The 25,241-nt window shown below is 40.7% G+C and carries 40 protein-coding genes; 2 read left to right on the top strand and 38 right to left on the bottom strand.

All coding sequences use genetic code 11. The features are described 5' to 3' along the window. Positions 1–12 precede the first annotated feature (12 nt). Positions 13–1,104, top strand: a complete 1,092-nt coding sequence (locus K1I71_RS00200; RefSeq protein WP_223329863.1) for an ABC transporter ATP-binding protein — start codon at positions 13–15, stop codon at positions 1,102–1,104. Continuing rightward, positions 1,094–2,752, top strand: a complete 1,659-nt coding sequence (locus tag K1I71_RS00195; RefSeq protein ID WP_223329862.1) for an ABC transporter permease — start codon at positions 1,094–1,096, stop codon at positions 2,750–2,752. Before K1I71_RS00200 ends, K1I71_RS00195 begins: the two co-directional genes overlap by 11 nt. Before the next feature lie 101 nt (positions 2,753–2,853). Here the strand turns inward: K1I71_RS00195 and K1I71_RS00190 are convergent, their stop codons facing one another. The 38 genes from K1I71_RS00190 to K1I71_RS00005 form a co-directional block, all read right to left on the bottom strand. Beyond that, positions 2,854–3,546 (bottom strand): histidine phosphatase family protein, encoded by a 693-nt coding sequence (locus K1I71_RS00190; protein ID WP_223329861.1) that lies wholly within the window; start codon positions 3,544–3,546, stop codon positions 2,854–2,856. A 243-nt stretch (positions 3,547–3,789) separates the two neighbouring features. Beyond that, complete coding sequence (locus K1I71_RS00185) at positions 3,790–5,127, bottom strand: PFL family protein (protein WP_223329860.1); 1,338 nt, start codon at positions 5,125–5,127, stop codon at positions 3,790–3,792. Between the two features lie 9 nt (positions 5,128–5,136). Beyond that, positions 5,137–5,403, bottom strand: a complete 267-nt coding sequence (locus tag K1I71_RS00180; protein WP_000644130.1) for an ACT domain-containing protein — start codon at positions 5,401–5,403, stop codon at positions 5,137–5,139. Between the two features lie 264 nt (positions 5,404–5,667). Continuing rightward, positions 5,668–6,054, bottom strand: coding sequence for a 50S ribosomal protein L17 (rplQ, locus tag K1I71_RS00175; RefSeq protein WP_000331493.1), 387 nt, complete (start codon positions 6,052–6,054; stop codon positions 5,668–5,670). Between the two features lie 11 nt (positions 6,055–6,065). Beyond that, a complete protein-coding gene (locus tag K1I71_RS00170; RefSeq protein ID WP_000568988.1) occupies positions 6,066–7,001 on the bottom strand; it encodes a DNA-directed RNA polymerase subunit alpha in 936 nt (311 codons plus the stop codon). A gap of 42 nt (positions 7,002–7,043) precedes the next feature. Further along, entirely contained in the window at positions 7,044–7,427 is a 384-nt protein-coding gene (rpsK, locus tag K1I71_RS00165; RefSeq protein WP_001118385.1) for a 30S ribosomal protein S11, read from the bottom strand. Positions 7,428–7,444: 17 nt separating this feature from the next. After that, positions 7,445–7,810, bottom strand: a complete 366-nt coding sequence (rpsM, locus tag K1I71_RS00160; protein WP_000090781.1) for a 30S ribosomal protein S13 — start codon at positions 7,808–7,810, stop codon at positions 7,445–7,447. 17 nt (positions 7,811–7,827) lie between these two features. After that, the gene (rpmJ, locus tag K1I71_RS00155; protein WP_001808836.1) at positions 7,828–7,944 is read right to left on the bottom strand and encodes a 50S ribosomal protein L36; all 117 of its coding nucleotides are present in this window, start codon (positions 7,942–7,944) and stop codon (positions 7,828–7,830) included. 24 nt (positions 7,945–7,968) lie between these two features. Next, a complete protein-coding gene (gene infA / locus K1I71_RS00150) occupies positions 7,969–8,187 on the bottom strand; it encodes a translation initiation factor IF-1 (protein ID WP_001029883.1) in 219 nt (72 codons plus the stop codon). Positions 8,188–8,303: 116 nt separating this feature from the next. Then, entirely contained in the window at positions 8,304–8,942 is a 639-nt protein-coding gene (locus K1I71_RS00145; protein WP_223329859.1) for an adenylate kinase, read from the bottom strand. Between the two features lie 263 nt (positions 8,943–9,205). After that, complete coding sequence (secY, locus tag K1I71_RS00140; protein WP_223329858.1) at positions 9,206–10,516, bottom strand: preprotein translocase subunit SecY; 1,311 nt, start codon at positions 10,514–10,516, stop codon at positions 9,206–9,208. A 12-nt stretch (positions 10,517–10,528) separates the two neighbouring features. After that, positions 10,529–10,969, bottom strand: a complete 441-nt coding sequence (rplO, locus tag K1I71_RS00135) for a 50S ribosomal protein L15 (RefSeq protein ID WP_000766087.1) — start codon at positions 10,967–10,969, stop codon at positions 10,529–10,531. A 144-nt stretch (positions 10,970–11,113) separates the two neighbouring features. Further along, positions 11,114–11,296, bottom strand: coding sequence for a 50S ribosomal protein L30 (gene rpmD, locus K1I71_RS00130; RefSeq protein WP_000057241.1), 183 nt, complete (start codon positions 11,294–11,296; stop codon positions 11,114–11,116). Positions 11,297–11,309: 13 nt separating this feature from the next. Continuing rightward, complete coding sequence (gene rpsE / locus K1I71_RS00125; protein ID WP_000874202.1) at positions 11,310–11,804, bottom strand: 30S ribosomal protein S5; 495 nt, start codon at positions 11,802–11,804, stop codon at positions 11,310–11,312. Between the two features lie 17 nt (positions 11,805–11,821). Then, positions 11,822–12,178 carry a 50S ribosomal protein L18 gene (gene rplR, locus K1I71_RS00120; RefSeq protein WP_000624044.1) on the bottom strand — a complete coding sequence of 119 codons (357 nt, stop codon included), beginning with the start codon at positions 12,176–12,178 and terminating at the stop codon, positions 11,822–11,824. An 83-nt stretch (positions 12,179–12,261) separates the two neighbouring features. Next, complete coding sequence (gene rplF / locus K1I71_RS00115; protein WP_000086626.1) at positions 12,262–12,798, bottom strand: 50S ribosomal protein L6; 537 nt, start codon at positions 12,796–12,798, stop codon at positions 12,262–12,264. A 192-nt stretch (positions 12,799–12,990) separates the two neighbouring features. Beyond that, entirely contained in the window at positions 12,991–13,389 is a 399-nt protein-coding gene (gene rpsH, locus K1I71_RS00110) for a 30S ribosomal protein S8 (protein WP_045592917.1), read from the bottom strand. Between the two features lie 180 nt (positions 13,390–13,569). Beyond that, a complete protein-coding gene (locus tag K1I71_RS00105) occupies positions 13,570–13,755 on the bottom strand; it encodes a type Z 30S ribosomal protein S14 (RefSeq protein WP_001085697.1) in 186 nt (61 codons plus the stop codon). Positions 13,756–13,772: 17 nt separating this feature from the next. Next, on the bottom strand, positions 13,773–14,315 hold the full coding sequence (rplE, locus tag K1I71_RS00100; protein WP_000013542.1) for a 50S ribosomal protein L5: 543 nt from the start codon (positions 14,313–14,315) through the stop codon (positions 13,773–13,775). Between the two features lie 23 nt (positions 14,316–14,338). After that, on the bottom strand, positions 14,339–14,644 hold the full coding sequence (gene rplX, locus K1I71_RS00095; protein WP_000497691.1) for a 50S ribosomal protein L24: 306 nt from the start codon (positions 14,642–14,644) through the stop codon (positions 14,339–14,341). A gap of 78 nt (positions 14,645–14,722) precedes the next feature. After that, positions 14,723–15,091, bottom strand: coding sequence for a 50S ribosomal protein L14 (gene rplN / locus K1I71_RS00090; RefSeq protein WP_000616545.1), 369 nt, complete (start codon positions 15,089–15,091; stop codon positions 14,723–14,725). A 25-nt stretch (positions 15,092–15,116) separates the two neighbouring features. Continuing rightward, the gene (rpsQ, locus tag K1I71_RS00085; protein WP_000440801.1) at positions 15,117–15,377 is read right to left on the bottom strand and encodes a 30S ribosomal protein S17; all 261 of its coding nucleotides are present in this window, start codon (positions 15,375–15,377) and stop codon (positions 15,117–15,119) included. 24 nt (positions 15,378–15,401) lie between these two features. Then, positions 15,402–15,608, bottom strand: coding sequence for a 50S ribosomal protein L29 (gene rpmC / locus K1I71_RS00080; RefSeq protein ID WP_000772918.1), 207 nt, complete (start codon positions 15,606–15,608; stop codon positions 15,402–15,404). A 9-nt stretch (positions 15,609–15,617) separates the two neighbouring features. Beyond that, a complete protein-coding gene (rplP, locus tag K1I71_RS00075; protein WP_000960946.1) occupies positions 15,618–16,031 on the bottom strand; it encodes a 50S ribosomal protein L16 in 414 nt (137 codons plus the stop codon). Between the two features lie 3 nt (positions 16,032–16,034). Then, a complete protein-coding gene (rpsC, locus tag K1I71_RS00070; protein ID WP_000529936.1) occupies positions 16,035–16,688 on the bottom strand; it encodes a 30S ribosomal protein S3 in 654 nt (217 codons plus the stop codon). 12 nt (positions 16,689–16,700) lie between these two features. Beyond that, entirely contained in the window at positions 16,701–17,045 is a 345-nt protein-coding gene (gene rplV, locus K1I71_RS00065; RefSeq protein ID WP_000818137.1) for a 50S ribosomal protein L22, read from the bottom strand. Between the two features lie 11 nt (positions 17,046–17,056). Beyond that, entirely contained in the window at positions 17,057–17,338 is a 282-nt protein-coding gene (gene rpsS, locus K1I71_RS00060) for a 30S ribosomal protein S19 (protein WP_000533766.1), read from the bottom strand. Positions 17,339–17,441: 103 nt separating this feature from the next. After that, complete coding sequence (rplB, locus tag K1I71_RS00055) at positions 17,442–18,275, bottom strand: 50S ribosomal protein L2 (RefSeq protein ID WP_000512910.1); 834 nt, start codon at positions 18,273–18,275, stop codon at positions 17,442–17,444. Between the two features lie 17 nt (positions 18,276–18,292). Next, complete coding sequence (locus tag K1I71_RS00050; RefSeq protein WP_001055347.1) at positions 18,293–18,589, bottom strand: 50S ribosomal protein L23; 297 nt, start codon at positions 18,587–18,589, stop codon at positions 18,293–18,295. Then, positions 18,589–19,212, bottom strand: coding sequence for a 50S ribosomal protein L4 (rplD, locus tag K1I71_RS00045; protein ID WP_000024549.1), 624 nt, complete (start codon positions 19,210–19,212; stop codon positions 18,589–18,591). The genes K1I71_RS00050 and rplD overlap by 1 nt, the downstream gene beginning before the upstream one ends. Positions 19,213–19,236: 24 nt before the next feature. Beyond that, positions 19,237–19,863 (bottom strand): 50S ribosomal protein L3, encoded by a 627-nt coding sequence (gene rplC / locus K1I71_RS00040; protein ID WP_000160197.1) that lies wholly within the window; start codon positions 19,861–19,863, stop codon positions 19,237–19,239. Between the two features lie 82 nt (positions 19,864–19,945). Next, on the bottom strand, positions 19,946–20,254 hold the full coding sequence (gene rpsJ / locus K1I71_RS00035) for a 30S ribosomal protein S10 (RefSeq protein ID WP_001284513.1): 309 nt from the start codon (positions 20,252–20,254) through the stop codon (positions 19,946–19,948). Between the two features lie 230 nt (positions 20,255–20,484). Next, entirely contained in the window at positions 20,485–20,943 is a 459-nt protein-coding gene (locus K1I71_RS00030; protein ID WP_223329857.1) for a hypothetical protein, read from the bottom strand. Continuing rightward, positions 20,940–21,530 carry an anaerobic ribonucleoside-triphosphate reductase activating protein gene (gene nrdG, locus K1I71_RS00025; protein ID WP_223329856.1) on the bottom strand — a complete coding sequence of 197 codons (591 nt, stop codon included), beginning with the start codon at positions 21,528–21,530 and terminating at the stop codon, positions 20,940–20,942. Before nrdG ends, K1I71_RS00030 begins: the two co-directional genes overlap by 4 nt. Continuing rightward, positions 21,523–22,029 carry a GNAT family N-acetyltransferase gene (locus K1I71_RS00020; protein ID WP_223329855.1) on the bottom strand — a complete coding sequence of 169 codons (507 nt, stop codon included), beginning with the start codon at positions 22,027–22,029 and terminating at the stop codon, positions 21,523–21,525. The genes nrdG and K1I71_RS00020 overlap by 8 nt, the downstream gene beginning before the upstream one ends. Positions 22,030–22,066: 37 nt before the next feature. Next, positions 22,067–22,207, bottom strand: a complete 141-nt coding sequence (locus tag K1I71_RS00015; RefSeq protein WP_223329854.1) for a hypothetical protein — start codon at positions 22,205–22,207, stop codon at positions 22,067–22,069. Positions 22,208–22,218: 11 nt separating this feature from the next. Then, positions 22,219–24,426 carry an anaerobic ribonucleoside-triphosphate reductase gene (gene nrdD / locus K1I71_RS00010; protein WP_223329853.1) on the bottom strand — a complete coding sequence of 736 codons (2,208 nt, stop codon included), beginning with the start codon at positions 24,424–24,426 and terminating at the stop codon, positions 22,219–22,221. A 119-nt stretch (positions 24,427–24,545) separates the two neighbouring features. After that, on the bottom strand, positions 24,546–25,040 hold the full coding sequence (locus K1I71_RS00005) for a damage-inducible protein CinA (RefSeq protein WP_223329852.1): 495 nt from the start codon (positions 25,038–25,040) through the stop codon (positions 24,546–24,548). Positions 25,041–25,241 lie beyond the last annotated feature (201 nt).

The raw sequence follows: 25,241 nt of genomic DNA, 5'->3' as shown, positions 1-25,241 counted from the left end.
AAGAGGTTCACTATGAGTGAGATCAAAATTATTAACGCCAAAAAAATCTACCACGATGTTCCTGTTATTGATAATTTAAATATTACAGTTCCCAAAGGAAGTCTCTTTACCATCCTTGGTCCTTCAGGGTGTGGGAAAACGACTCTTCTTCGTATGATTGCAGGTTTCAACAGTATCGAAGGAGGAGAATTTTACTTCGATGATACAAAAATCAATAATATGGAACCTAGCAAACGCAATATCGGGATGGTTTTCCAAAACTACGCTATTTTCCCACATTTGACTGTCCGAGAAAATGTCGCTTTTGGTCTCAAGCAAAAGAAAGTCCCTAAAGAAGAATTGGTACAACAGACCAATAAGTATCTTGAACTCATGCAAATTGCTCAATATGCGGATCGGAAGCCCGATAAACTCAGTGGTGGACAACAACAACGTGTCGCCTTAGCACGCGCCTTAGCTGTTAATCCAAGTGTTCTCCTCATGGACGAGCCGCTTAGTAACCTAGATGCCAAACTTCGCTTGGATATGCGTCAAGCCATTCGAGAAATCCAACACGAAGTGGGAATTACAACTGTTTATGTGACCCACGACCAAGAAGAAGCTATGGCTATTTCAGACCAAATTGCTGTTATGAAAGACGGAGTCATCCAACAAATCGGCCGACCAAAAGAGCTCTATCATAAACCAGCTAATGAGTTTGTAGCAACCTTTATCGGACGCACAAATATTATTCCTGCCACTCTTGAAAAACGGAGCGACGGCGCTTATATCGTCTTTTCAGATGGCTATGCCCTTCGAATGCCATCCCTTGATCAGGCTAAGGCACAAGCTATTCATGTAAGCATTCGTCCTGAAGAGTTTATCAAAGATGAATCTGGAGATATTGAAGGAATTATTAGCGATAGCGTCTATCTTGGACTGAATACTGAATACTTCATCGAGACAGGTTTTGCCTCAAAAATTCAAGTTAGCGAAGAATCAACTTTTGAAGAAGATCTACAAAAAGGCGATCGTATTCGTCTACGAATCAATACCCAAAAATTAAACGTCTTTTCTGCAGATGGTTCGCAAAACCTGATAAAAGGAGTCAACCATGGAACGTAAAAAACTAAATATTTGGACAGCCTCCTCTTTCTTCATCTTTCTTACCTATCTTGTCTTTCTGGTTTATCCTATCGTTACCGTGCTCAAGCAAGCACTCATACATGAGGGACAATTTTCACTAGCTAATTTTGTCACTTTCTTTAGCAAAGCCTACTACTCTGAGACACTCGTCAACAGTTTCAAGGTTTCCATTACCTCTACTGTCACTTCCTTAATCGTAGGAACCTTATTAGCTTATCTCTTCTCTATGTATGACTTCAAGGGAAAGAAATTTCTACAAATATTAATTATCATTGCTTCCATGTCAGCTCCTTTCGTGGGAGCCTACTCCTGGATTCTCTTGCTGGGACGAAACGGGGTCATTACTAAATTCCTGACAAATGCCCTTCATCTTCCAGCTATTGATATTTATGGATTCAAAGGAATTGTACTTGTCTTTACACTGCAACTATTCCCACTGGTATTTCTATACGTTGCTGGGACAATGAAAAGTATTGACAATTCTCTACTTGAAGCTGCTGAAAGCATGGGGTCCTTCGGATTTAAGCGTATCGTAACGGTTGTTTTACCTCTCCTAGTTCCAACCTTACTAGCAGCTGCCCTACTTGTATTTATGAGAGCATTCTCAGACTTTGGAACACCGATGTTGATTGGTGAAGGATATCGGACTTTCCCAGTCTTGATTTATACCCAATTTATTAGCGAGGTTGGAGGAAATTCTGCTTTTGCATCTGCTTTAGCAATTATGGCGATTATCATCGCCTTGGCAATTTTCCTTATCCAAAAATACATTTCAAATCGCTACAGTTTCAGTATGAATTCGCTCCATCCAATTGAGCCTAAAAAAACTACAAAAGGAAAAATGGCTGCCATTTATGCGACAGTCTACGGAATTATCTTGTTCTCTGTTCTACCTCAAGTCTACTTGATTTATACTTCTTTCCTAAAAACATCAGGTATGGTATTTGTCAAAGGTTATTCTCTAAACAGTTACAAGGTAGCTTTCAATCGTATGGGATCTGCTATTTTCAATACCATTCGTATCCCTTTGATTGCCTTAGTTCTAGTTGTCCTATTCGCAACATTTATCTCCTACCTAGCCGTTAGAAAACGGAATTTGTTTACAAACTTAATTGACAGCCTCAGTATGGTACCTTATATTGTACCAGGAACCGTTCTAGGGATTGCCTTCATTTCTTCCTTCAATACCGGTCTATTTGGAAGTGGATTTCTTATGATTATAGGGACAGCTTTCATCTTGATCATGTCCCTATCTGTCAGAAGATTGCCTTATACTATTCGCTCATCTGTTGCTAGCTTGCAACAAATAGCACCAAGTATTGAAGAAGCTGCTGAAAGTTTAGGAAGTAGCCGTCTCAATACCTTTGCCAAGATTACAACTCCAATGATGCTATCTGGTATTATTTCTGGAGCTATCCTATCTTGGGTCACAATGATTTCAGAACTCTCTACTTCTATCCTCCTCTACAATGTCAAAACAAGAACAATGACTGTAGCCATTTATACAGAGGTTCTCAGAGGGAATTACGGTGTAGCCGCAGCCTTGTCAACTATCCTGACTGTTCTAACAGTAGGTTCCTTGCTCTTATTTATGAAAATCTCTAAAAGCAATAGCATTACACTTTAGTTTTCCCCATCAAAAACAGCCGAAAGGATTACCCTCGGCTGTTTTTCTTATCTTGATATTCTTATCAAATCCCTATTTCATAGCAAGCAAGTCTAGACTGATTAATTAGATGCTTCTTCTATCTTCTCACGTCCTAGTTCTCGGTAACTACGGTCACCAACAACCTCAACGCTAAACTGGCCGTCCTCATATTCAAGAATCGTCACGCTACCATTATCGAGACCATGCGGATGCATGCCATTGATCAGATAAACAATGGTTCCAATGGTCATTCCGTGGCTGACAACGAGGGCATTGCCCCCACCTTGTTCTTCCATTTCTTTGGCAATCGCTTCAAAACCTTCCTTGATTCGGCCACTGAGTTTTTCCCAACCTTCAGCCCAACCAGCTGTATCGACCTCTACCAAGCCCTCAGCCAGTTCAGCATAAGACAATTGGTGAACGTGGTCCACATTAAAGATACGAGGAATAATGCCCATAAAAAGATCACCATCATAAGCCCCGTCAAAACTACCGAAACACCATTCTCTGATACGCTTGTCCATGCGATAAGGGATTTTCCCCTGCAAGCCAAGTTCATCAAGAATGATTCCCATCGTCTGAATGGTGCGCCCTGAATCACTGGAATAAGCGCGTTCAAACTGCAAACCAGATTCTCGCAAACCGATTCCTAATTCTTGAATTCCTCGTTCACCTTCAGCAGTTAAAGGAGTATCGCTCCAACCTTGCGCGCGACCAATCGTGTTAAACATAGTCTTGCCATGACGTACCAAATACAATCGTACTTTTACCATTTTCCGTCCTCCGTTTGCTTCTATTATATCATGGATGATAAAACAAAAGCCACCCAGACAGGCGACTTTTGCAGGAGATTATTATGAAAAAGTTTAGGAGTTCATTAAATAAAGATATTAGATGAAAATCAAATTCAAACTAAATCAGTGTTATCTGTTTCAAATAATATTAGGAGGTCTTTATTTAATGATTATAGTATACACATCCAACCTTAAATAGAACTTAAAATTTCTCCTATTTTCTTAATTTTTAAAACTATGAATTGGTGCTGGGATTTGGCCTCCACGAGAAATGAAATCGACAGACGAAGCTCCATTGACTTTCATAACTGGAGCTGTACCAAGAAGACCGCCAAACTCAATCATATCGCCTTCTTTTCCTTTTGGAATGATACGAACAGCCGTAGTTTTCATGTTAATGACACCAATTGCAGCTTCATCTGCAATCATAGCCGCAATGGTTTCAGCAGGCGTATCTTCTGGGATGGCAATCATATCCAAACCAACAGAACAGATAGCCGTCATGGCTTCTAGTTTTTCCAGATTAAGAGAGCCATTTTGCACTGCAGCAATCATTCCTTCATCCTCTGAAACAGGGATAAAGGCACCAGACAAGCCACCAACTTGGTTGCAGGCCATAACTCCGCCCTTCTTAACTTGGTCGTTCAAGAGAGCCAAGGCAGCCGTCGTTCCATGCGTACCAACTGTCTCTAGTCCCATTTCTTCTAGGACACGTGCTACAGAATCTCCAACCGCAGGAGTTGGCGCCAAACTCAAGTCCACAATACCAAACTCCACACCCAGTCTTTCACTAGCCATCTGACCAACCAATTGACCGATACGAGTGATTTTAAAGGCAGTTTTCTTAACTGTTTCAGCTACTACATCAAAGCTCTCTCCACGAACTTTTTCCAAGGCACGCTTCACCACACCAGGACCAGAAACTCCGACATTGATGATAACATCTGCTTCCCCAACACCGTGGAAGGCACCTGCCATAAACGGATTGTCCTCAACAGCATTAGCAAATACAACCAACTTAGCTGCCCCCATATCAGATAGATGAGCCGTTTCCTTGATAATACGTCCCATATCTGCCACAGCCGTCATATTAATACCAGACTTGGTTGAACCGATATTGACTGACGAGCAGACCTTGTCCGTTTCAGCCAAAGCGCGAGGAATAGAATTGATGAGAATCTCATCTCCCTTTTGATAACCCTTCTGTACCAAGGCAGAAAAACCACCAATAAAATCCACACCGATTTCTTTCGCAGCCTTATCAAGCGCTTTTGCAAGAACCACATAGTCTGTTGCATCTGTCGCAGCACCAATCAGAGAAATAGGAGTCACCGATACACGCTTATTAACGATTGGAATTCCCAACTCAGCTGCAATTTCATCCCCAACAGCCACTAAATTAGCCGCCTTGGTCGTGATCTTTTGATAAATTTTCTCCACAGCACGATTGATATCTGGATCGATACAGTCCAAAAGGGAAATTCCCATAGTAATAGTTCTGATATCGAAGTTTTGCTCCTCTATCATGGCGATGGTTTCAGTAACTTGTCTAATATCCATGTGCACCTCCTAGATATTATACATAGCTTCGAAAATTGCAGCACTTTGAATATTAATTTTCACATTCAAAGTTTGCCCAAAAGCTTCAAATTCATTACGAAGATAGGTAAAATCTTGCTTTTTATCACTAGAGACGACAGCCATCATCGTAAAATATTCATCCAAGACAGTTTGAGAGATATCGTCAATATTCAAACCCAATTCTGCAATTTTACCAGAAACACCTGCAACAATTCCAGATTTATCTTTACCAACAACAGTTATAATCGCTTTCATAAGCAAACTCCAATTCTTCTTTTAATAGGAAACCTGAACATTAAACAGGATTCTTTTCAAATAGTATAGCATAATTCTAACGAAAATACTCAAAAACGCCTGCTTACGAAGTTGTTCTTAAGCAAAAAACAATTTCGTAAACAAGCGTCTACTATCCCAATTTATGATGAGTGTTCCCGCTAGGACCGAAATCCTAGCGGTAGACCAGAGCTAGACTAAGAGCACAAGACTCCATCATCATAACACTCAACAAAATTGATGATTTTATACTAATTCGATGATCGCCATTGGCGCTGCATCACCACGACGTGGTTCAGTTTTAAGGATACGAGTGTATCCACCGTTACGTTCAGCATAACGAGGTGCGATTTCTGAGAACAATTTTTGAAGTGCTGTAGTAGAAGTGTACTTATCAGTTGCTTCATCATAGTTTTCAGATGCGATTTCATTACGTACGAAAGCAGCTGCTTGACGACGTGCATGCAAATCACCACGTTTACCTAGAGTAATCATTTTTTCAACAGTTTTACGGATTTCTTTAGCACGAGCTTCAGTTGTCACGATTGATTCGTTGATCAAAAGGTCAGTTGTCAAATCGCGAAGCATTGCTTTACGTTGTGAGCTAGTGCGTCCTAGTTTACGGTAAGCCATGTATTCCTCCTTTATTTATCTTTTAATCCAAGACCCAAATCAATGAGTTTGAGTTTCACTTCTTCCAAACTCTTGCGTCCAAGATTTCGTACTTTCATCATCTCTGCTTCAGATTTTTCTGTCAAATCATGCACAGTATTGATACCGGCACGTTTCAAACAGTTGTATGAACGCACAGACAAGTCCAGTTCCTCAATCGTACGATCCAAAATACGGTCGTCAGATTCAGTGTCAGCTTCTTTCATCACTTCAGTTGACTTAGCAATCTCAGTAAGATTTGTAAACAAATCAAGATGTTCTGTCAAAATACGTGCTGAAAGCCCTAAAGCATCTTCTGGAATAATTGTTCCATTTGTCAAGATTTCAAGGGTTAATTTGTCAAATCCATCATTGCTACCTACACGAGCAGGTTCCACTTGATAGTTGACTTTTGTAACTGGTGTATAAATAGAATCTACAGCAAGTGTTCCAACTGGTGCATTATCTTTTTTATTTTCATCAGCAGGTACATATCCACGACCACTGTTAACAGTCATAGTCGCTTTTAGAGAAGAACCTTCACCAATTGTAAAGAGATAATGATCTGGATTTACAATTTCAATATCGCTATCTGTCAAAATGTCACCAGCTGTTACTTCAGCAGGACCTTCAACATCCAGTTCGATAATTTTTTCGTCTTCAACGTACGATTTCACTGCAATTCCTTTAATGTTCAGAATGATTTGCATCACGTCTTCACGAACACCTGGAACTGTGTCAAATTCATGTAACACACCATCAATATTGATAGATGTCACAGCTGCTCCTGGTAGAGAAGCTAGAAGTACACGACGAAGAGAGTTACCAAGAGTTGTACCGTAGCCACGTTCAAGTGGTTCGATTACAAACTTGCCATAATCTTTATTTTCATCAATTTTTGTTATATTTGGTTTTTCAAACTCGATCATTTAGTTACTCCCTCTTAAACGAAAAGCAGTGTAATGCGATGATTATACACGGCGACGTTTTGGAGGACGAGCACCATTGTGTGGCACTGGAGTCACATCACGAATTGCTGTTACTTCAAGACCAGCGGCAGCAAGCGCACGAATAGCTGACTCACGACCAGAACCTGGACCTTTTACAGTAACTTCAACTGATTTAAGACCGTGTTCTTGTGCAGATTTAGCAGCAGCTTCAGAAGCCATTTGAGCAGCGAATGGTGTAGATTTACGAGAACCTTTGAAACCAAGAGCACCAGCTGATGACCAAGCAATTGCATTACCATGCACATCAGTAATCATAACAATAGTGTTATTAAATGTAGCGTGAATATGAGCAATACCAGATTCGATATTCTTTTTCACACGACGTTTACGTGTTGGTTTAGCCAAGACTTTTACCTCCTATATTATTTTTTCTTACCAGCGATCGCAACAGCTTTACCTTTACGAGTGCGAGCGTTGTTTTTAGTGTTTTGTCCACGGACAGGAAGTCCACGACGGTGACGGATACCACGGTATGAACCGATTTCCATCAAACGTTTGATGTTCAAGTTTACTTCACGACGAAGGTCACCTTCAACTTTGATTGCATCCACTTCACGACGGATAGCATCTTCTTGATCTGATGTAAGATCACGTACACGAACATCTTCTGAGATTCCAGCAGCAGCCAAAATTTTCTTAGATGTTGCAAGTCCGATACCATAAACATAAGTCAATGAGATTACTACGCGTTTGTCATTTGGAATGTCAACTCCAGCAATACGAGCCATATTTTCTCCTTTCTATCTTATCCTTGACGTTGTTTGTGTTTTGGATTTGCTGGGCAAATTACCATAACACGACCATTACGACGAATAACTTTACAGTATTCGCAAATTGGTTTGACCGATGGTCTTACTTTCATTTCTTATCCCTCCAAGTTTTTCGATTATTTAAAGCGGTAAGTGATACGTCCACGTGTCAAGTCATATGGACTCATTTCGACAGTAACACGATCTCCCGCTAAAATACGAATATAGTTTTTACGAATTTTACCAGAAACTGTTGCTAAAATCTGATGTCCATTTTCAAGTTCAACCGTAAACATTGCATTCGGCATTGTATCAACTACTTTGCCTTCAACTTCAATCACATCGTCTTTTGCCACGCAAAAGCACCTCCATAAATTTCGATTCGATGCCTCTAGACACAGAGACAACAATTATAAGTCAGACTATCTTAGTATAACATTTGTAGCGGATTTTTGCAAGTGTGAAAAACGCTTTATTTCAAATTTGTCAATACTTTTTCGATATCTAAGAAGACATCATTGATATCTTGATTACCTTCGATGTCATGAACCAAACCTTTGGCACGGTAGTGAGCAATGATTGGTTCTCCTTGAGCAATATTAACGTCCAAGCGACGTTTTACTGTCTCAGGTTTATCATCTTCCCGTTGGTAGTAATCTTCTTCTTTATAGTCAACTGGTGGGTTAAAGATTTTGTGGAAAGTTTCTCCAGTTACGCGGTGGATGATACGACCACTTAAACGTTCCAAGAGGCTATCTGGATTCACTTCAATGTTGATGACACCTTCTAGTTCGATGCCAAGCTCAGCCAATGTTTTGTCCAAGGCATGAGCTTGTTCGATTGTACGTGGGTAACCATCCAACAAGAATCCTTTTGCTTTAATATCATCTTGTGAAAGACGTTCTTTTACGATTCCATTTGTAACCTCATCAGGAACCAATTCACCCTTGTCAATATATGACTTAGCAAGAACACCCATTTCAGTTTGATTTGCCATAGCAGCGCGGAACATATCACCTGTTGAGATATGTGCAACATGGAATTGTTCTACGATTTTTGCTGCTTGAGTTCCCTTACCTGCACCAGGCAAGCCCATAATCAAAAGATTCATGATTGATCTCCTTATTTTATTTTTAAATAGAAGCAAAAAATCTTTTCACCCCTATTTAAAAACAAAATAGAAGAGGGGAGACCAAACTCTTACAAATGTTAGAGTTAAACCTCCACTCCCTCAGCATTTACTGATTCATACTCAATGAAAATCAAAGAGCAAACTAGGAAGCTAGCCGCAGGTTGCTCAAAACACTGTTTTGAGGTTGCAGATAGAGCTGACGTGGTTTGAATTTGATTTTCGAAGAGTATCAGTAAATACTTTTATTCTGTTCTATCCATGAAACCAACATACTTACGTTTCAATAGGTAACCTTCCAATTGTTTGATTCCTTCAATACCTGTCGAGATAATGATCAAAAGACTGGTTCCACCAAAAGCGACCGCTTCTGAAAGTCCGAAGACATCTTTTGCCACAATCGGTAAAATAGAAATCACACCAAGGAAGAGGGAACCAACAGTTGCAAGACGACGAAGAAGTTTAGACATGTATTCTTCTGTACCTTTACCAGGACGAACTCCATGGATATAGGCACCGCTCTTTTGTAGGTTCTCTGCCGCTTTTTCAGGATTAATCTGTACAAAGGTATAGAAGAATGTAAAGAGAATAATCAACAAAGCATACATGGCAATACCAGTTGGTGAAGTTGTTGCTAGCATTTCTTGTGCTGTTCTTACCCAAGCCCAATCATGACCTGTAGCGCTCAAAAACTGAAGAATAGCCGCAGGCGCTGCAGTAATGGAACTTGCGAAGATAACAGGGATAACTCCAGCAGGGTTTACCTTCAATGGAAGGTAAGAGCTAGATGGAGCACCTTGTGCAACCTTAGTATATTGGATTGGAATTTTGTATTCTGCTTGTTGAACATAAGTTGTAAAGTAAATGATCAACAATACAGCAATAATCAAGATGATTACGAAAATGATAGATGAAGTGATACGGTTACTTGGAACGTTAACAAAGTAGTCTACATAGATGCCCTGAATCATCTCTGGGATTGAAGCGACAATCCCGGCAAAGATAATCATAGAAACACCATTTCCATATCCCTTATCTGTAATTTGCTCTCCCAACCAGGTCACAATCATGCTACCAGCTGTTAAGATGATACCAATCATGATAAAGACTTGTGGAGTAAGAGCCGTTTTCAATAATTGAGCTCCAGCCAAAGTATTAAAACCAGCTGTAATCCCGATAGATTGCACAAAAGCGAGAACTAGAGCAATATAACGAGTAGCTTGATTCAATTTTCTTCGACCTACTTCCCCTTGTTTACCCCACTCTACAAATTTGGGTAAAATATCCATTTGCAAGAGTTGGACAACAATAGAGGCCGTAATGTAGGGGCTAACACCAAGAGCAAAAACTGAGAAGTTTTTCATGGCATTCCCTGACACCAAGCTCAACATGTTTAAGAAGGATAATCCACTTAAAGCATTCAAGCTATTGGCATTCACACCAGGAACTGTTATGCTAGTTCCGATACGAAAGACCAAAACGATAAAAATTGTAAATAAAATTTTTGATCGAACCTGCTTGACTTTAAGAGCTTCTCTTAATAATTTAAAAAACATAGGTCACCTCTCTTAGATGACTTCTACTGAACCACCTTTAGCAGTGATAGCTTCTTCAGCTGATTTAGAGAATTTAGCTGCTTTCACAGTCAATTTCTTAGTCAACTCACCGTTACCAAGAATTTTAATACCTGATTTCTCAGCTTTAACAATTCCTGCTTCGATAAGAACAACTGGAGTAACTTCAGCACCATCTTCAAAGACGTTCAATTGGTCAAGGTTCACAATTGCGTATTCTTTAGCGTTGATGTTAGTGAATCCACGTTTTGGAAGACGACGGAACAATGGAGTTTGTCCACCTTCAAAACCAAGGCGAACTCCGCCACCGCTACGAGCTTTTTGACCTTTTTGACCACGACCAGATGTTTTACCGTTACCTGATGAAGTACCACGACCAACGCGGTTACGTACTTTACGAGAACCTTCTGCAGGTTTCAATTCATGAAGTTTCATTTTTATTTTCTCCTCTTTTGTAAAATGCTAGCGCCGATAAGGGAGAAAAGGTTGTCTCCCCAATCAACTCGCCTATACGACGTCATCATAGATGACTATATCTAGTTTTAGGGGATGGTATAGTGCACATCCCCTAAAAATTCATTAGTTTACTTCTTCAACTGTTACCAAGTGAGATACTGCAGTGATCATACCACGGATAGCAGCGTTGTCTTCTTTAATAACAGAGCTGTTCAATTTGCCAAGTCCAAGTGCTACAACAGTTTTACGTTGTGATGGAATGCGTCCGATTGGAGACTTAGTCAAAGTAATTTTAATTTGAGCCATTTTATCCCCTTTCTTATGCCAAATCAGAAACTGAAATACCACGAAGGGCAGCAACTTCTTCAGCGCGTTTCAATTGTTTCAAACCTTCAACAGTTGCACGAACAATGTTGATTGGAGTGTTAGAACCAAGTGATTTAGATGTAATATCTGCCACACCTGCCAATTCCACAACGGCACGAACTGCACCACCAGCGGCAACTCCAGAACCTTCTACAGCAGGTTTCAACAATACTTTAGCTCCACCGAATTCTGAAAGAACTTCGTGTGGGATTGTTGTTCCAACCATAGGAACTTCGATCAAGTTTTTCTTAGCATCATCTACTGCTTTACGGATTGCTTCTGGAACTTCTTGAGCTTTACCAGTACCAAATCCTACGCGACCGTTGTGGTCACCAACAACAACAAGAGCTGCGAAACGAAGACGACGTCCACCTTTAACAACTTTTGTAACACGGTTGACAGCAACTACGCGTTCTTCTAATTCAACTGCATTGTCTTTAAATGCCATTTTCTAGTGTCCTCCTATTAGAATTTCAATCCGTTTTCACGAGCTGCATCAGCCAAAGCTTTCACACGTCCGTGATATAGATATCCACCGCGGTCGAACACCACTTCTGAAATACCTTTAGCGTTTGCACGTTCTGCAACGAGTTTACCGACAGCAACGGCTTGTTCAGTTTTAGTTCCTTTTGAAACTTCTTTGTCAAGAGTTGAAGCACTTGCGAGCGTTACACCCGCTACGTCATCAATCACTTGAGCGTAGATGCCTGTATTAGAACGGAATACGTTCAAACGTGGGCGATCAGCAGTTCCAGAGAGTTTTCCGCGAACGCGACGGTGGCGTTTTTGGCGGAGTTTGTTTTTATCTGGTTTTGAAATCACAGTTTTCACCTCTTTAGTTTTAAATCGTGTGCTATGCACAAAGTTGGAAAATAGGTTGGTGGTTGAAAATCAACCACTCAACATTATTTACCTGTTTTACCTTCTTTACGGCGAACGAATTCACCAACGTAACGGATACCTTTACCTTTATATGGTTCTGGTGAACGAAGGCTACGTACGTAAGCAGCTGTTTGACCAACTACTTCTTTTGAAATTCCGCTAACAACGATTGTTGTTGGGTTTGGAAGTTCAAAAGTAATTCCTTCTGGAGCTTCAACTTCGTCTGGATGAGATTTACCAACAGCCAAAACAAGTTTAGATCCTTGAAGTTGTGCACGGTAACCAACCCCGCGCATTTCAAGTTCTTTCTTGAATCCTTCTGATACACCAACAACCATGTTGTTCAAAAGGGCACGAGTAGTTCCGTGGATAGTTTTCATTTCTTTTGAATCGTTTGGACGGTGAAGAGTTACTTCAGTACCTTCCACACGGATTTCAATATCTTTTGAGAACTCACGAGTAAGTTCTCCTTTAGGTCCTTTTACAGTTACAACGTTGTCATTGTTAGTGATTTCAACACCAGCAGGCAACACGATAACTTTATTACCAATACGTGACATGTTTATTTTCTCCTGTTAAATTGTCAGGCCAGAACGGCCAGTTTTCACGGGGTTAAAGATACTTATTGAGTTCAATAGCTAAATTGAACACGCTCTAAGAACTGTGCAAAATAGATAAGTTGGCTTGTTTGTAAACAAACTTCTCCAACTTCCTAATTTTGCTTTGTTCTTTACGAGCTTTGTATCTTGATTTTACCAAACGTAAGCGATAACCTCACCACCAACATTCTTTTGGCGTGCCTCTTTATCAGTAAGCAAACCTTCAGAAGTTGAAAGGATAGCAATTCCAAGTCCGTTAAGAACTTTTGGAAGGTCTTCACGTTTTTTGTAGACACGAAGTCCTGGTTTAGAAACACGTTTCAAGTTAGTGATAACTTTTTCACCGTTTGATCCGTATTTAAGGAATACACGGATGATGCCTTGTTTGTCATCTTCGATGATTTCAACGTTTTTTACAAAACCTTCGCGTTTAAGGATTTCAGCAATCCCTTTTTTGATGTTTGATGCAGGTACTTCAAGTACTTCGTGTTTCGCTTGGTTAGCGTTACGAATACGAGTTAGGAAGTCTGCGATTGGGTCAGTCATAACCATTTTGTTTTTCTCCTCTTACTAGTAGTTTGCAAGTTGCACTTGCTAGTTAATGATTGAGCTGGGCTCAGAATATATTTCTAGATTTCAATTCCTAAGTGAGTCTAGGCATCTGCTTGCAGGCATAACTTGAGTTAGGCAAAAGCAGATAACGACGAATCACGACGGGATTGAAAGCTAGAATTACCAAGATGCTTTTGTTACACCAGGGATTTGTCCTTTGTAAGCTAATTCACGGAAGCAAACACGGCAAAGTTTAAATTTGCGGTAAACTGAATGTGGACGACCACATTTTTCACAACGAGTATAAGCTTGAGTAGAGAACTTCGCTGGACGTTTGTTCTTAGCAATCATTGATTTTTTAGCCATTAGATTTACCTCCTATATTATTTTGCAAAAGGCATTCCAAGGCCTGTAAGCAATGCACGTGACTCTTCGTCAGTGTTAGCAGTTGTTACGATAACGATGTCAAGACCACGAGTTTTGTCAACGTCATCGAAGTTGATTTCTGGGAAGATCAATTGTTCTTTCACACCAAGTGTGTAGTTTCCGCGTCCGTCAAATGATTTTGTTGGAACACCATGGAAGTCACGTACACGTGGAAGTGAAACTGAAACCAATTTATCCAAGAATTCGTACATACGTTCACCACGAAGGGTAACTTTTGCACCGATCGCAACACCTTCACGAAGACGGAAGCCGGCGATTGATTTTTTAGCTTTAGTGATAAGTGGTTTTTGACCTGAGATAAGTGCCAATTCTTCAGCAGCTTTTTCAAGGCTTTTAGCGTTTGATACAGCTTCACCAACACCCATGTTCAAAACGATCTTATCTACTTTAGGCACAGCCATCACTGATGAGTAGTTGAATTGTTCTGTCAAAGCAGGAACTACTTCATTAAGATATTTTTCTTTTAAACGATTTGCCATTATACTTCTCCTTTCCTTCGTGATTAATCAAGCACTTCGCCTGATTTTTTGTTGTAGCGAACTTTTTTACCGTCTACAAATTTGTAACCAACACGACCAGCTACACCATTTTTGTCCAATACTTGAACGTTTGATACGTGGATAGCTGCTTCTTTCTCGATGATACCACCTTGAGGAAGTTCGTTAGTTGGACGTTGGTGTTTCTTAACGATGTTAACACCTTCAACGATAACTTTGTTTACTTTTGGAAGGGCAGTAAGGACAACAGCTTCTGTTCCCTTATCTTTACCAGCGATTACGCGAACTTTGTCGCCTTTTTTTACAAACATTAGGTTTCTCCTTGATTTTTCTTACGCCCATAAGGGCACCCTGGGAGTGAATCCAGGGGACTAGTTTGTTTCTAAAAATTAAAGTACTTCTGGAGCAAGTGACACGATCTTCATGAAGCCACCTTCACGCAATTCACGTGCAACTGGGCCAAAGATACGTGTTCCGCGAGGAGTTTTGTCTTCACGGATGATAACTGCTGCGTTTTCGTCAAATTTGATGTATGAACCATCAGCACGACGAGCACCTGATTTAGTACGAACGATAACTGCTTTAACAACGTCACCTTTTTTAACCGCACCACCAGGAGTAGCTTGTTTTACAGATGCCACGATAACATCACCGATGTTTGCAAATTTACGTCCTGAACCACCAAGAACTTTGATAGTCAAGATTTCGCGAGCACCGCTGTTGTCTGCGACTTTCAAACGAGTTTCTGTTTGAATCATTTCAGTTTTCTCCTTTCAGGTTTGATTAGATGATGACCGCTTCTTCAACAACTTCTACAAGACGGAAACGTTTTGTAGCTGAAAGCGGGCGAGTTTCCATGATACGTACGATATCGCCTTCTTTGGCAACATTGTTTTCATCATGAGCTTTGTATTTTTTAGAGTAGTTAATACGTTTACCATAGACTGGGTGGTTACGTTTTGTTTCAACTACAACTGTGATTGTCTTGTCCATTTTGTCAGATACAACACGTCCAACAAGAACTTTACGATTATTGCGTTCCATTGAAATTTCTCCTTCCCTAGTCTATTATTTCGCTTCAGATTGAACTGTTTTGATACGAGCGATTTGTTTTTTAACTTCTTTCAAGCGAGCTGTTTGTTCCAATTGACCAGTAGCAGCTTGGAAACGAAGTTCAAACAATTCTTTTTTCAATTCGTTTTCGCGCTTCGCGAGTTCTTCTTGAGAAAGACCACGAAGTTCTTTAACAAATTCTTTTACTTCATTAAGTTTCATGCCTTCTCCTTATTCTGCTTCACGTTTTACGAATTTACATTTAACTGGCAATTTGTGGCTAGCAAGACGAAGCGCTTCGCGAGCGATCTCTTCAGATACACCAGCGATTTCGAACATCACTTTACCACGTTTAACTGGTGCTACCCAACCTTCAGGTGCCCCTTTACCAGATCCCATACGCACACCGATGGCTTTAGCAGTGTATGATTTGTGTGGGAAGATTTTAATCCAAACTTTACCACCACGTTTCATGTAACGAGTCATGGCGATACGAGCAGCTTCGATTTGGCGGTTAGTGATCCAGTGGCTAGTTGTAGCTTGAAGACCGTATTCACCGAATGCTACTTCTTTTCCACCTTTTGCTTCACCGCGCATTTTTCCACGGAATTCACGACGGTGTTTAACACGTTTAGGTACTAACATTGGTTATTTACCTCCTTTAGTGTTTTTGCGAGCTGGAAGAACTTCACCACGGTAGATCCATACTTTAACACCAAGTTTACCGTATGTAGTATCTGCTTCTTCCCAAGCGTAATCGATATCTGCACGAAGTGTGTGAAGTGGAACAGTTCCTTCAGAGTATCCTTCAGCACGGGCGATATCTGCACCGTTCAAACGACCTGATACTTGAGTTTTGATTCCTTTAGCTCCAGCACGCATTGCACGTTGGATTGCTTGTTTTTGTGCACGACGGAAAGCAACACGTTGCTCCAATTGACGAGCAATTCCTTCACCTACAAGGTGAGCATCCAAATCAGGTTGTTTGATTTCGATGATGTTGATGTGTACTTGTTTTCCAGTCAATTTGTTAAGTTTCGCACGGAGTGCATCAACGTTAGCACCACCTTTACCGATAACCATACCTGGTTTAGCAGTGTGAAGTGAAACGTTAACTTTGTTTACTGCGCGTTCGATTTCGATAGTTGAAACTGCTGCGTCAGCAAGTTCTTTTTGAACGAATTTACGGATTGCAAGATCTTCATGAAGGTAATCCGCGTATTCTTTTTCAGCATACCATTTGGCATCCCAATCACGGATGATGCCGACACGCATACCAATTGGATGTACTTTTTGACCCACGATTTTACCTCCTTATTTTTCTGCAACAGCTACAGTGATGTGAGCTGTACGTTTGTTGATTGGTGAAGCTGAACCTTTCGCACGTGGACGGAAACGTTTCATAGTTGGTCCTTCGTTTGCGAATGCTTCAGATACTACCAAGTTAGCTTTATCCAAACCAAAGTTGTTTTCAGCGTTAGCTACAGCTGAGTTCAAAACTTTCAAGATGATTTCAGCAGCTTTGTTTGGAGTGAATGTCAAGATTGCGATTGCATCGGCTACGCTTTTACCACGGATGTTATCAAGAACAAGACGTGATTTACGAGGTGAAACACGTACTGTACGAGCCATTGCTTTAGCTGAAGTAATTTCTGCCATTTATGTTCTCCTTATTTTCTACGTGTTTTCTTGTCGTCTGCAGCGTGACCTTTGTAAGTACGAGTTGGTGCAAATTCACCAAGTTTGTGACCTACCATGTCTTCTTGAATGTAAACAGGTACGTGTTTACGTCCGTCATAAACTGCAATAGTGTAACCAATGAAACTTGGGAAGATCGTTGAACGACGTGACCAAGTTTTAATAACTTTTTTCTTTTCGTCGTTAGCTTGAGCTTCAACTTTTTTCATCAAATGCTCATCGACGAAAGGTCCTTTTTTAAGACTGCGTCCCATTTTTATATTTTCTCCTTTAAATGTTGTACCACAGCGGCTTGCGCTCACATGGAGCGCTACCGAGCTGGCGGATTTACTAGTTGCTTACGCGACTAGTTTAATATTATTTCTCGTTGCGACGACGAACGATAAGTTTGTCAGATTTCGCTTTCTTGTTACGAGTTTTAAGACCAAGAGCAGGTTTGCCCCATGGAGTAGATGGTGCTTTACGACCAACTGGTGCTTTACCTTCACCACCACCGTGTGGGTGATCGTTAGGGTTCATTACAGAACCACGAACTGTTGGGCGGATACCTTTCCAACGGCTACGTCCTGCTTTACCAAGGTTTACAAGTCCATGTTGTTCGTTTCCGACAACACCGACTGTAGCACGACAAGTTCCAAGGATCATACGTACTTCGCCAGATTGAAGACGAACAAGAACGTATTTACCTTCTTGACCCAATACTTGAGCAGAAGCTCCAGCAGCACGTACCAATTCACCACCACGACCTGGTTTCAACTCAATATTGTGGATCAAAGTACCAACTGGGATGTTAGCAAGTGGAAGAGCGTTTCCGACTTTGATATCTGCTTCTGGACCTGAAACGATACGTTGACCTACTTCAAGACCTTTTGGAGCGATGATGTATGCTTTCACACCGTCAGTGTAGTGTACAAGAGCGATGTTTGCAGAACGGTTTGGATCGTACTCGATTGTTTTAACAACTGCTTCAACGTTGTCTTTGTTACGTTTGAAGTCAACCAAACGGTAGAAACGTTTGTGTCCACCACCTTGGTGACGAACTGTGATACGACCGTTGTTGTTACGACCAGCCTTGCTCTTCAATGCAACAAGCAATGATTTTTCAGGAGTGCTTGTTGTGATTTCAGCGAAATCCAAAGAAGTCATATTACGGCGACCGTTTGTTGTTGGTTTATAAACACGAATTCCCACGATATTTCCTCCTTAGATTATTCAGCTTCAGCAGCAAACAACTCGATTGCTTTAGAATCAGCTGTAAGTGTGATGATAGCTTTTTTAGTTTTGTTAGTAAAACCAGTGTAACGTCCAACACGTTTAGCTTTTGGTTTTACGTTGATTGTGTTAACATTAGCAACTTTAACACCTTCGAAAGCAGCTTCAACAGCTTGCTTGATCAAAAGTTTGTGTGCACGAGTGTCAACTTCAAATACATATTTTCCTGCTTCAAGTTGAGCCATTGAGCTTTCAGTGATGACAGGTTTTTTGATAACATCATACAAATTCATTATGCAAGAACCTCCTCGATTTTAGAGATAGCTGCTTGAGTAACAAGAAGTTTGTCACTATTTGCGATGTCAAGAACACTTGCAGTTGTAGCAGTCGCAACTTTCACGTTTGGAAGGTTACGAGCTGAGAGAGCTGCGAATTCGTTTCCTTCTTCAAGAATAACAAGGACTTTAGAATCGATGCTCAAAGCTGCAAGAACTTTTGCAAATTCAGCAGTTTTTGGAGCTGTAAATTCAAGAGAATCAACGGCTACAAATTTATTTTCAGCAACTTTTTCTGAGTAAACAGATTTAAGTGCAAGGCGACGAACTTTTTGAGGAAGTTTGTACGCATAGCTACGTGGAGTTGGTCCGAAGACGATTCCACCACCACGCCATTGTGGAGAGCGGATAGAACCTTGACGAGCACGTCCAGTTCCTTTTTGACGCCATGGTTTGCGTCCGCCACCTGAAACAGCTGAGCGGTTTTTAACTGCGTGAGTTCCTTGACGAAGGCTAGCACGTTGGCTGATGATCACATCAAACACAACAGATTGGTTTGGTTCGATACCAAAGATTGCATCGTTAAGAACAACTTCGCCCGCTTGTTTACCAGTTTGGTCGAATAATGTTACATTTGCCATTTTGACTGTATTCCCCTTTCCTTATTATTTACCAGCTTTAACTGCTGACTTGATAGTGATAAGAGATTTCTTAGCACCTGGTACGTTACCTTTGATAAGGATAACGTTCTTTTCTGGAACAACTTGTACAACTTCAAGGTTTTGAATTGTTACGCGGTCGCCACCCATACGTCCTGCAAGGTTTTTACCTTTGAATACACGGTTAGGTGCAACAGGTCCCATAGAACCTGGACGACGGTGGTAACGAGAACCGTGAGCCATTGGTCCACGTGATTGTCCGTGGCGCTTGATAACACCTTGGAAACCTTTACCTTTAGAAGTACCAGTTACGTCAACAACGTCCCCAGCTGCGAATGTTTCAACTGTAATTTCAGCACCAACTTCCAAGCCTTCAACGTTTTTGAATTCACGAATGAAGCGCTTAGGAGCCGTGTTAGCTTTCGCTACATGTCCTTTAGCAGGTTTGTTGCTCAACACTTCGCGTTTGTCATCGAAACCAACTTGGATAGCGTTGTATCCGTCTGTTTCAACAGTTTTAACTTGAAGAACAACGTTTGGAGTTGCTTCAATAACTGTTACAGGGATCAATTCGCCAGCTTCAGTGAAGATTTGAGTCATTCCCACTTTTTTCCCTAAGATTCCTTTTGTCATGAGAAAATAGTTCCTTTTCTATATTTTTTATTCAAAAAGTTTTTAACGAGCGTTTTTTATGCTCAAGGTATCAAGCTTTAGATTAAAGTTTGATTTCTACGTTTACACCACTTGGAAGATCCAATTTCATCAACGCATCAACTGTTTTTTGAGTTGGGTTAACGATATCGATCAAACGTTTGTGTGTACGCATTTCAAATTGTTCGCGAGAGTCTTTGTATTTGTGAGTCGCACGAATAATTGTGTAGAGGCTACGTTCAGTTGGAAGTGGGATTGGACCCGCAACTTGTGCACCTGTACGAGTAGCTGATTCTACGATTTTTGCAGCCGCTGTGTCAAGCGTACGGTGTTCGTAAGCTTTCAAACGGATACGGATTTTTTTGTTTGCCATCTTTTTCTCCTTTTCGTCTATTTAAGATAATAGGCTAGCTCCACAAGAAAACCGACGCGGTGTTGCGTGGCAATGCAACCGAGCGTGTCGCAACCTCTTGCATCAAAGCTAAGGCTGTAATTTACAGCACCATAATAGAATAACACAAAGCCCCTGCGATTGCAAGGGATTTGTTGCTGTTTTTTTCGTTTTTTACAATGAAACTGTTTTCCTATTTTTTCTTTCTAGAATTAGGGATTTTCTTCTATATAAATTATAAATTGAGTTCTCTTGAGCTCAATTTTACCTTCTGATTGGTTCACTAAGATATCCGCCTTAGACTCAGTTTCTTTATAGTATTGCAGATACTGCTCCCGTCTCATCTGATGACTAGCCAATATAAAGGATGCATCACGATTTCTCACAGTCGTATCTCGAGCTAGGCGCCACTTTAATTCGGTGTCCTCATCCGTGTAGAAACAGATAGTTTTGTCAAAGAGTTCTTTGGGTAAAAAGCCAACAGAATGGCGTCCAGAGGTGATATAAGGATCTGTTTCTAGCAAATTTACTGTAGTAGAATCTAAAGCTTGGTACAATTCCTCTCCAAAGGTCGATTTACCTGAAGCACCATGACCGTATATTCCCAGTGTCTTGACTTTTCCTGCTTTTATTTCTGAGACCAGTTCTTCTATTAAGTCTTTTTTCTTCACTCTCTCTTCACCTGTGCATAGCTTTCTTTTCCATCATTAAGCTTATCCCAAATCACTACTTGCCCACTTTTGAGGGATTTTTGCACATCGATAATTCGTTGATTGGAAGAACCTCGAAACTGGAGCATGAGATTTCTCTTAGTTCGGTCATATCTTCCATCGACAAGAATGTCAATCAGTGATAAGAGTTCCAATTTATCTGGGGTCTCCAGCATCATTTCTTCCCAAGTGTAGCCCGTCCAGGACCAGATGTCTTTGTCTGGCAATTCCTTTCGGATGCGTTTAACTAGAGGCAAGAGAATGCCCGTATTGAGAAAAGGCTCTCCTCCTAACAAAGTCAAGCCTTGAACATAGGGCTGAGCAAGATCTGCCATGATCTGCTCTTCTAATTCTGCTGTATAGGGAATGCCAGCATTAAAAGACCAAGTCGCAACATTATAACATCCCTCGCAGTGAAACATGCAGCCTGATACATAGAGAGAGTTGCGCACTCCTTCTCCATCTACAAAGTTAAAGGCCTTGTAGTCAATGATACGCCCTTGACTAAGCTCCTCGCTTTTCCATTCTTGTGGTTTAGGATTATTCATTTGCTACCTCTATCCAATAACGCTCGACTTCATTACGAACATCTTCAAGAATTCCTCCATTTGCTAAAATGACTGCTCTGCTAGCAGGATTATTCACGCTACAGGTCACAAGAGTTCTCTTGATGTTCTTTTCCTTAGCAACTTGCAAGCCCTGACTGAGAGTTTCCTTAGCATAACCTTTACCTCTTTCTGATAGACGAATGGAGTAGCCAATGTGGCCAGCATAATTCAGTAAATCCTCATTCAGGCTCAATCGCAGATTCAAAAATCCTAGAGCACGACCTACATCATCAAATGATACAAATTGAATAGAAGGAACATGATTTTCAGGCAAGTTTATTCCCATTTCTTTATCCTGATTACTATTCAACCATTCCTCATAAGAAAAATTTTCTGTATCCCAGAAACCACCGTCGTGAGGCGACTGATATTTTTCAAACTCTGCCATCATCTCTAAAACTGTTTCTTTATCTGCCAATGTTGGTCTGCGTAGTATCATTTTTACCTCCAATTAAGAGAAAAGCGAGAGGCAACTCTCACTTTTTCTTATTCTTATTTAAAAATTGCTCTCTTAGGCCAGCCACTCGGTCTTTTTTATTGACTCCACCCTTTGAATGTTTTTCGTGGAATCGTTGTACCAAGGCCTTGCCCTTATCGTCTAATTGATATTTTCCCATTCTATCTCTTTCTAATTTCTTACTTCATATCCTGCTGTTTTAATGGTTGAGCCATTCATGTGTTTGACACGCGCAGCGATTTCCTTGTGACGGCCGTTGACCATAGGTCTCGCTTGAGGATTACCTAGATAGCCACAAGTCCGTTTAACAACGTCTACTGTTTTAGGGTCGCTATTGCCACAGTTTGGACAAGCAAATCCTCTCTCAGTTGGTTCAAAATCCCCTTCAAAGTCACACTTATAGCAACGGTCTATTGGAGTATTGGTGCCCAAATAGCCTACACGGTCATAAGCATAATCCCAGACAGCTTCCAAGGCTTTAGGATTTTGCTGAAGGACTGGATACTCACAATAATGGATGAAACCACCTGACGCACCTGCTTCTGGATAGACTTTCTCAAAGTCTAATTTTTCAAACGGTGTTGGATTTTTACGAACATCGTAGTGGAAAGAATTAGTATAGTATTCCTTGTCTGTGATATCAGGAATAGAGCCGAACTTCTCTGTATCTAGTCGGCAGAAACGGTCTGTCAAACTTTCAGATGGTGTTGAGTAGATAGAGAAATGGTAGCCATATTGGTCAGACCACTCTTCTACACGACGTTTCATATCACGAATGATATCCAGCGTGAATTCCTTGGCTTCTGGATTGTGTTCCCAACTATTTTCAAAGAAGACCGTAGCCACTTCGTACAAACCGATATAGCCTAGTGAAACTGTCGCACGACGATTCTTAAAGAGCTGGTCAACGCTTTCTTCTTTACCTAGACGATGACCAAAAGCACCGTATTGATAAAGGATAGGAGCATTTGCTGGTGTTGCTTCCTTGGTCCGTTCGACACGATAAACCAGAGCATCTTCTGCAATGTTCATCCGCTCGTTGAAGATTTCCCAGAACTTATTCATATCACCTTCAGACTCAAGGGCAATACGAGGAAGATTGACCGTCACAACACCTAGATTCATCCGACCTGAATTAACTTCTACACCATTCTCATCCTTCCATCCTTGAAGGAAAGAACGGCAGCCCATAGGAACCTTGAAAGAACCAGTCAACTCAACAATCTTATCATAGGACAAAACATCTGGGTACATCCGCTTGGTTGCACACTCAAGAGCCAACTGCTTAATGTCGTAGTTGGGAGTCCCTTCTTCTAAGTTGAGTCCTCTTTTAAGCGTGAAGATAAGTTTAGGGAAGATAGCTGTGCGGTGTTCTGAACCAAGTCCCTTGATTCGGATGTTCAAGATAGCTTTTTGAATTTCACGCTCAAAACGATTGGTTCCCAGACCAAAACCTAGTGAAGTAAAAGGTGTTTGCCCATTTGAAGTGAAGAGAGTATTAATTTCATACTCGAGAGATTGCATGGCATCATAGATATCTTTTTGGGTTTTCTTCCAAGCGTAATCTTCCCGTTTGTCAGGTAAGACCCATTCTTCCGCATCCTTGAGGTGTTTTTGGTAATTCTTCTCTGCATAAGGCGCCAAAACTTCATCGATACGGTCAGCTGAACAGCCACCGTACTGGCTAGAAGCAACGTTGGCGATAATTTGAGAAATCTGAGCTGTCGCAGTCTGGATAGACTTGGGACTTTCTACCTCTGCATTTCCAATCTTAAAACCATTCTCCAACATACCTTTAAAATCAATCAAACAGCAGTTAGTCATAGGTGTGTAGGGGCTATAATCCAAATCATGATAGTGGATATCCCCCTTTTGGTGGGCATTGGCTACGTGCTTAGGGAGCATTTGCAGTCCGATTGATTTCCCAACAATCCCCGCCGTCAAATCACGCTGGGTATTAAAGACATCGCTGTCTTTATTAGCATTTTCATTGACAACGGCCTGGTCTTTGTTGAGAAGTTTATGGATGCTAAAGTTGATATCTGTCGCTTTTGAACGCTCAAAATCCCTTTGTGTCCGATAAGTAATATACTCCTCAGCTAGCGCATATTCTTTGGCTTCAAGGAGTTCATGTTCTACGATATTTTGAATTTCGTAAATCTTAACCCCCTGTGGAAAGCGACTATGAATTTCTGTGACAATTCGCTCGGTCAGAGCATTGAGGCGTTTTTCGACCAGGGGTGTCACATCCATAACCTTGTCAGCCGCCTTGTGGAGAGCCTTGTCAATCTTGTCCACATCAAATACAACACGTCTCCCATCTCGTTTTTCAACGAAGAGAGTTGGCAAAATTGTAATTTTTTCTTCTAGTGCAATCATATGCATGCTCTTTTCTAAAATGTTCTTTCTAAAAAGTATTATACCACTCTAAAAAGAAAAATCAATATCTTGTGTTAAAAATCCTAAAATTTTTAAAAATACACAAGATATTGATTTTGTTATTTAATTTTATAGGCTTTAAACTCTGAGTAATCAGTCTTTACTTGTTGGTAATTTTCTTTCAAAATTGTTTCCACTTCAGACCAGACTGCTACCTTATCATTCACCACAATCACCTTAGGTTTGTTTTCTTTCAAGTCATTGAGTAAACTAGTTTTAGTCTCTTCTGTACTCGTGTAAAGAAGAGGTGATGGGAACATGGATCCAGACAAACGCTGGCTTTCTTTATACATCTGAACATGTGAATCCCAAATATAGATTTGGTCACCATCACTCGTCTCTTGTTTGACTCTATCTACCACTTGATGTTGTTCTCTATAAGAAGCTGGATGCAAGACAAAACGAGCCACAAAAGGAATAGCAATCAGATAAACCACCACTAGGATAGGTAGGTAGAGATTTCCCTTCATGAATTTTTTCCATAATGTAGGAACATCTTCTCTTCTCCGACGACGAGCTCCTCTAGCTGAATGTTTCCCACGAATACTGGTCATCAAAAGAAGGAGTAAAAATGGAAGGATTAGAATCAAACGCGAACCGTGAAGAGGTTCTTGAGAAAAAAGCAACAAGGCTAATACAAATAAGAAAGCAAAACTAGCTGGTACTGAAATAACATATGGGCACCTCTAAAAACCTATCCAATGGACACCAAAATATGAGATAATAGCCTTATCATAAGATGAGGTTATTATTTA

Origin of the sequence: Streptococcus mitis, assembly GCF_019929545.1 — a bacterium.
GTDB lineage: Bacteria > Bacillota > Bacilli > Lactobacillales > Streptococcaceae > Streptococcus > Streptococcus mitis_BU.
This window is presented reverse-complemented; position numbering and strand designations above follow the sequence as displayed.

Excerpts from the sequence above, each read along its gene's own strand:
- K1I71_RS00200 (WP_223329863.1), top strand. The coding sequence starts at position 13 with ATGAGTGAGATCAAAATTATTAACGCCAAAAAAATCTACCACGATGTT.
- K1I71_RS00195 (WP_223329862.1), top strand. The coding sequence starts at position 1,094 with ATGGAACGTAAAAAACTAAATATTTGGACAGCCTCCTCTTTCTTCATC.
- K1I71_RS00190 (WP_223329861.1), bottom strand. The coding sequence starts at position 3,546 with ATGGTAAAAGTACGATTGTATTTGGTACGTCATGGCAAGACTATGTTT.
- K1I71_RS00185 (WP_223329860.1), bottom strand. The coding sequence starts at position 5,127 with ATGGATATTAGACAAGTTACTGAAACCATCGCCATGATAGAGGAGCAA.
- K1I71_RS00180 (WP_000644130.1), bottom strand. The coding sequence starts at position 5,403 with ATGAAAGCGATTATAACTGTTGTTGGTAAAGATAAATCTGGAATTGTT.
- rplQ (WP_000331493.1), bottom strand. The coding sequence starts at position 6,054 with ATGGCTTACCGTAAACTAGGACGCACTAGCTCACAACGTAAAGCAATG.
- K1I71_RS00170 (WP_000568988.1), bottom strand. The coding sequence starts at position 7,001 with ATGATCGAGTTTGAAAAACCAAATATAACAAAAATTGATGAAAATAAA.
- rpsM (WP_000090781.1), bottom strand. The coding sequence starts at position 7,810 with ATGGCTCGTATTGCTGGAGTTGACATTCCAAATGACAAACGCGTAGTA.
- rpmJ (WP_001808836.1), bottom strand. The coding sequence starts at position 7,944 with ATGAAAGTAAGACCATCGGTCAAACCAATTTGCGAATACTGTAAAGTT.
- K1I71_RS00145 (WP_223329859.1), bottom strand. The coding sequence starts at position 8,942 with ATGAATCTTTTGATTATGGGCTTGCCTGGTGCAGGTAAGGGAACTCAA.
- secY (WP_223329858.1), bottom strand. The coding sequence starts at position 10,516 with ATGTTTTTTAAATTATTAAGAGAAGCTCTTAAAGTCAAGCAGGTTCGA.
- rplO (WP_000766087.1), bottom strand. The coding sequence starts at position 10,969 with ATGAAACTTCATGAATTGAAACCTGCAGAAGGTTCTCGTAAAGTACGT.
- rpmD (WP_000057241.1), bottom strand. The coding sequence starts at position 11,296 with ATGGCTCAAATTAAAATTACTTTGACTAAGTCTCCAATCGGACGCATT.
- rpsE (WP_000874202.1), bottom strand. The coding sequence starts at position 11,804 with ATGGCATTTAAAGACAATGCAGTTGAATTAGAAGAACGCGTAGTTGCT.
- rplF (WP_000086626.1), bottom strand. The coding sequence starts at position 12,798 with ATGTCACGTATTGGTAATAAAGTTATCGTGTTGCCTGCTGGTGTTGAA.
- rpsH (WP_045592917.1), bottom strand. The coding sequence starts at position 13,389 with ATGGTTATGACTGACCCAATCGCAGACTTCCTAACTCGTATTCGTAAC.
- K1I71_RS00105 (WP_001085697.1), bottom strand. The coding sequence starts at position 13,755 with ATGGCTAAAAAATCAATGATTGCTAAGAACAAACGTCCAGCGAAGTTC.
- rplE (WP_000013542.1), bottom strand. The coding sequence starts at position 14,315 with ATGGCAAATCGTTTAAAAGAAAAATATCTTAATGAAGTAGTTCCTGCT.
- rplX (WP_000497691.1), bottom strand. The coding sequence starts at position 14,644 with ATGTTTGTAAAAAAAGGCGACAAAGTTCGCGTAATCGCTGGTAAAGAT.
- rplN (WP_000616545.1), bottom strand. The coding sequence starts at position 15,091 with ATGATTCAAACAGAAACTCGTTTGAAAGTCGCAGACAACAGCGGTGCT.
- rpsQ (WP_000440801.1), bottom strand. The coding sequence starts at position 15,377 with ATGGAACGCAATAATCGTAAAGTTCTTGTTGGACGTGTTGTATCTGAC.
- rpmC (WP_000772918.1), bottom strand. The coding sequence starts at position 15,608 with ATGAAACTTAATGAAGTAAAAGAATTTGTTAAAGAACTTCGTGGTCTT.
- rplP (WP_000960946.1), bottom strand. The coding sequence starts at position 16,031 with ATGTTAGTACCTAAACGTGTTAAACACCGTCGTGAATTCCGTGGAAAA.
- rplV (WP_000818137.1), bottom strand. The coding sequence starts at position 17,045 with ATGGCAGAAATTACTTCAGCTAAAGCAATGGCTCGTACAGTACGTGTT.
- rpsS (WP_000533766.1), bottom strand. The coding sequence starts at position 17,338 with ATGGGACGCAGTCTTAAAAAAGGACCTTTCGTCGATGAGCATTTGATG.
- K1I71_RS00050 (WP_001055347.1), bottom strand. The coding sequence starts at position 18,589 with ATGAATTTGTATGATGTTATCAAAAAACCTGTCATCACTGAAAGCTCA.
- rplD (WP_000024549.1), bottom strand. The coding sequence starts at position 19,212 with ATGGCAAATGTAACATTATTCGACCAAACTGGTAAACAAGCGGGCGAA.
- rplC (WP_000160197.1), bottom strand. The coding sequence starts at position 19,863 with ATGACAAAAGGAATCTTAGGGAAAAAAGTGGGAATGACTCAAATCTTC.
- rpsJ (WP_001284513.1), bottom strand. The coding sequence starts at position 20,254 with ATGGCAAACAAAAAAATCCGTATCCGTTTGAAAGCTTACGAACACCGT.
- nrdG (WP_223329856.1), bottom strand. The coding sequence starts at position 21,530 with ATGAATAATCCTAAACCACAAGAATGGAAAAGCGAGGAGCTTAGTCAA.
- K1I71_RS00020 (WP_223329855.1), bottom strand. The coding sequence starts at position 22,029 with ATGATACTACGCAGACCAACATTGGCAGATAAAGAAACAGTTTTAGAG.
- K1I71_RS00015 (WP_223329854.1), bottom strand. The coding sequence starts at position 22,207 with ATGGGAAAATATCAATTAGACGATAAGGGCAAGGCCTTGGTACAACGA.
- nrdD (WP_223329853.1), bottom strand. The coding sequence starts at position 24,426 with ATGATTGCACTAGAAGAAAAAATTACAATTTTGCCAACTCTCTTCGTT.
- K1I71_RS00005 (WP_223329852.1), bottom strand. The coding sequence starts at position 25,040 with ATGACCAGTATTCGTGGGAAACATTCAGCTAGAGGAGCTCGTCGTCGG.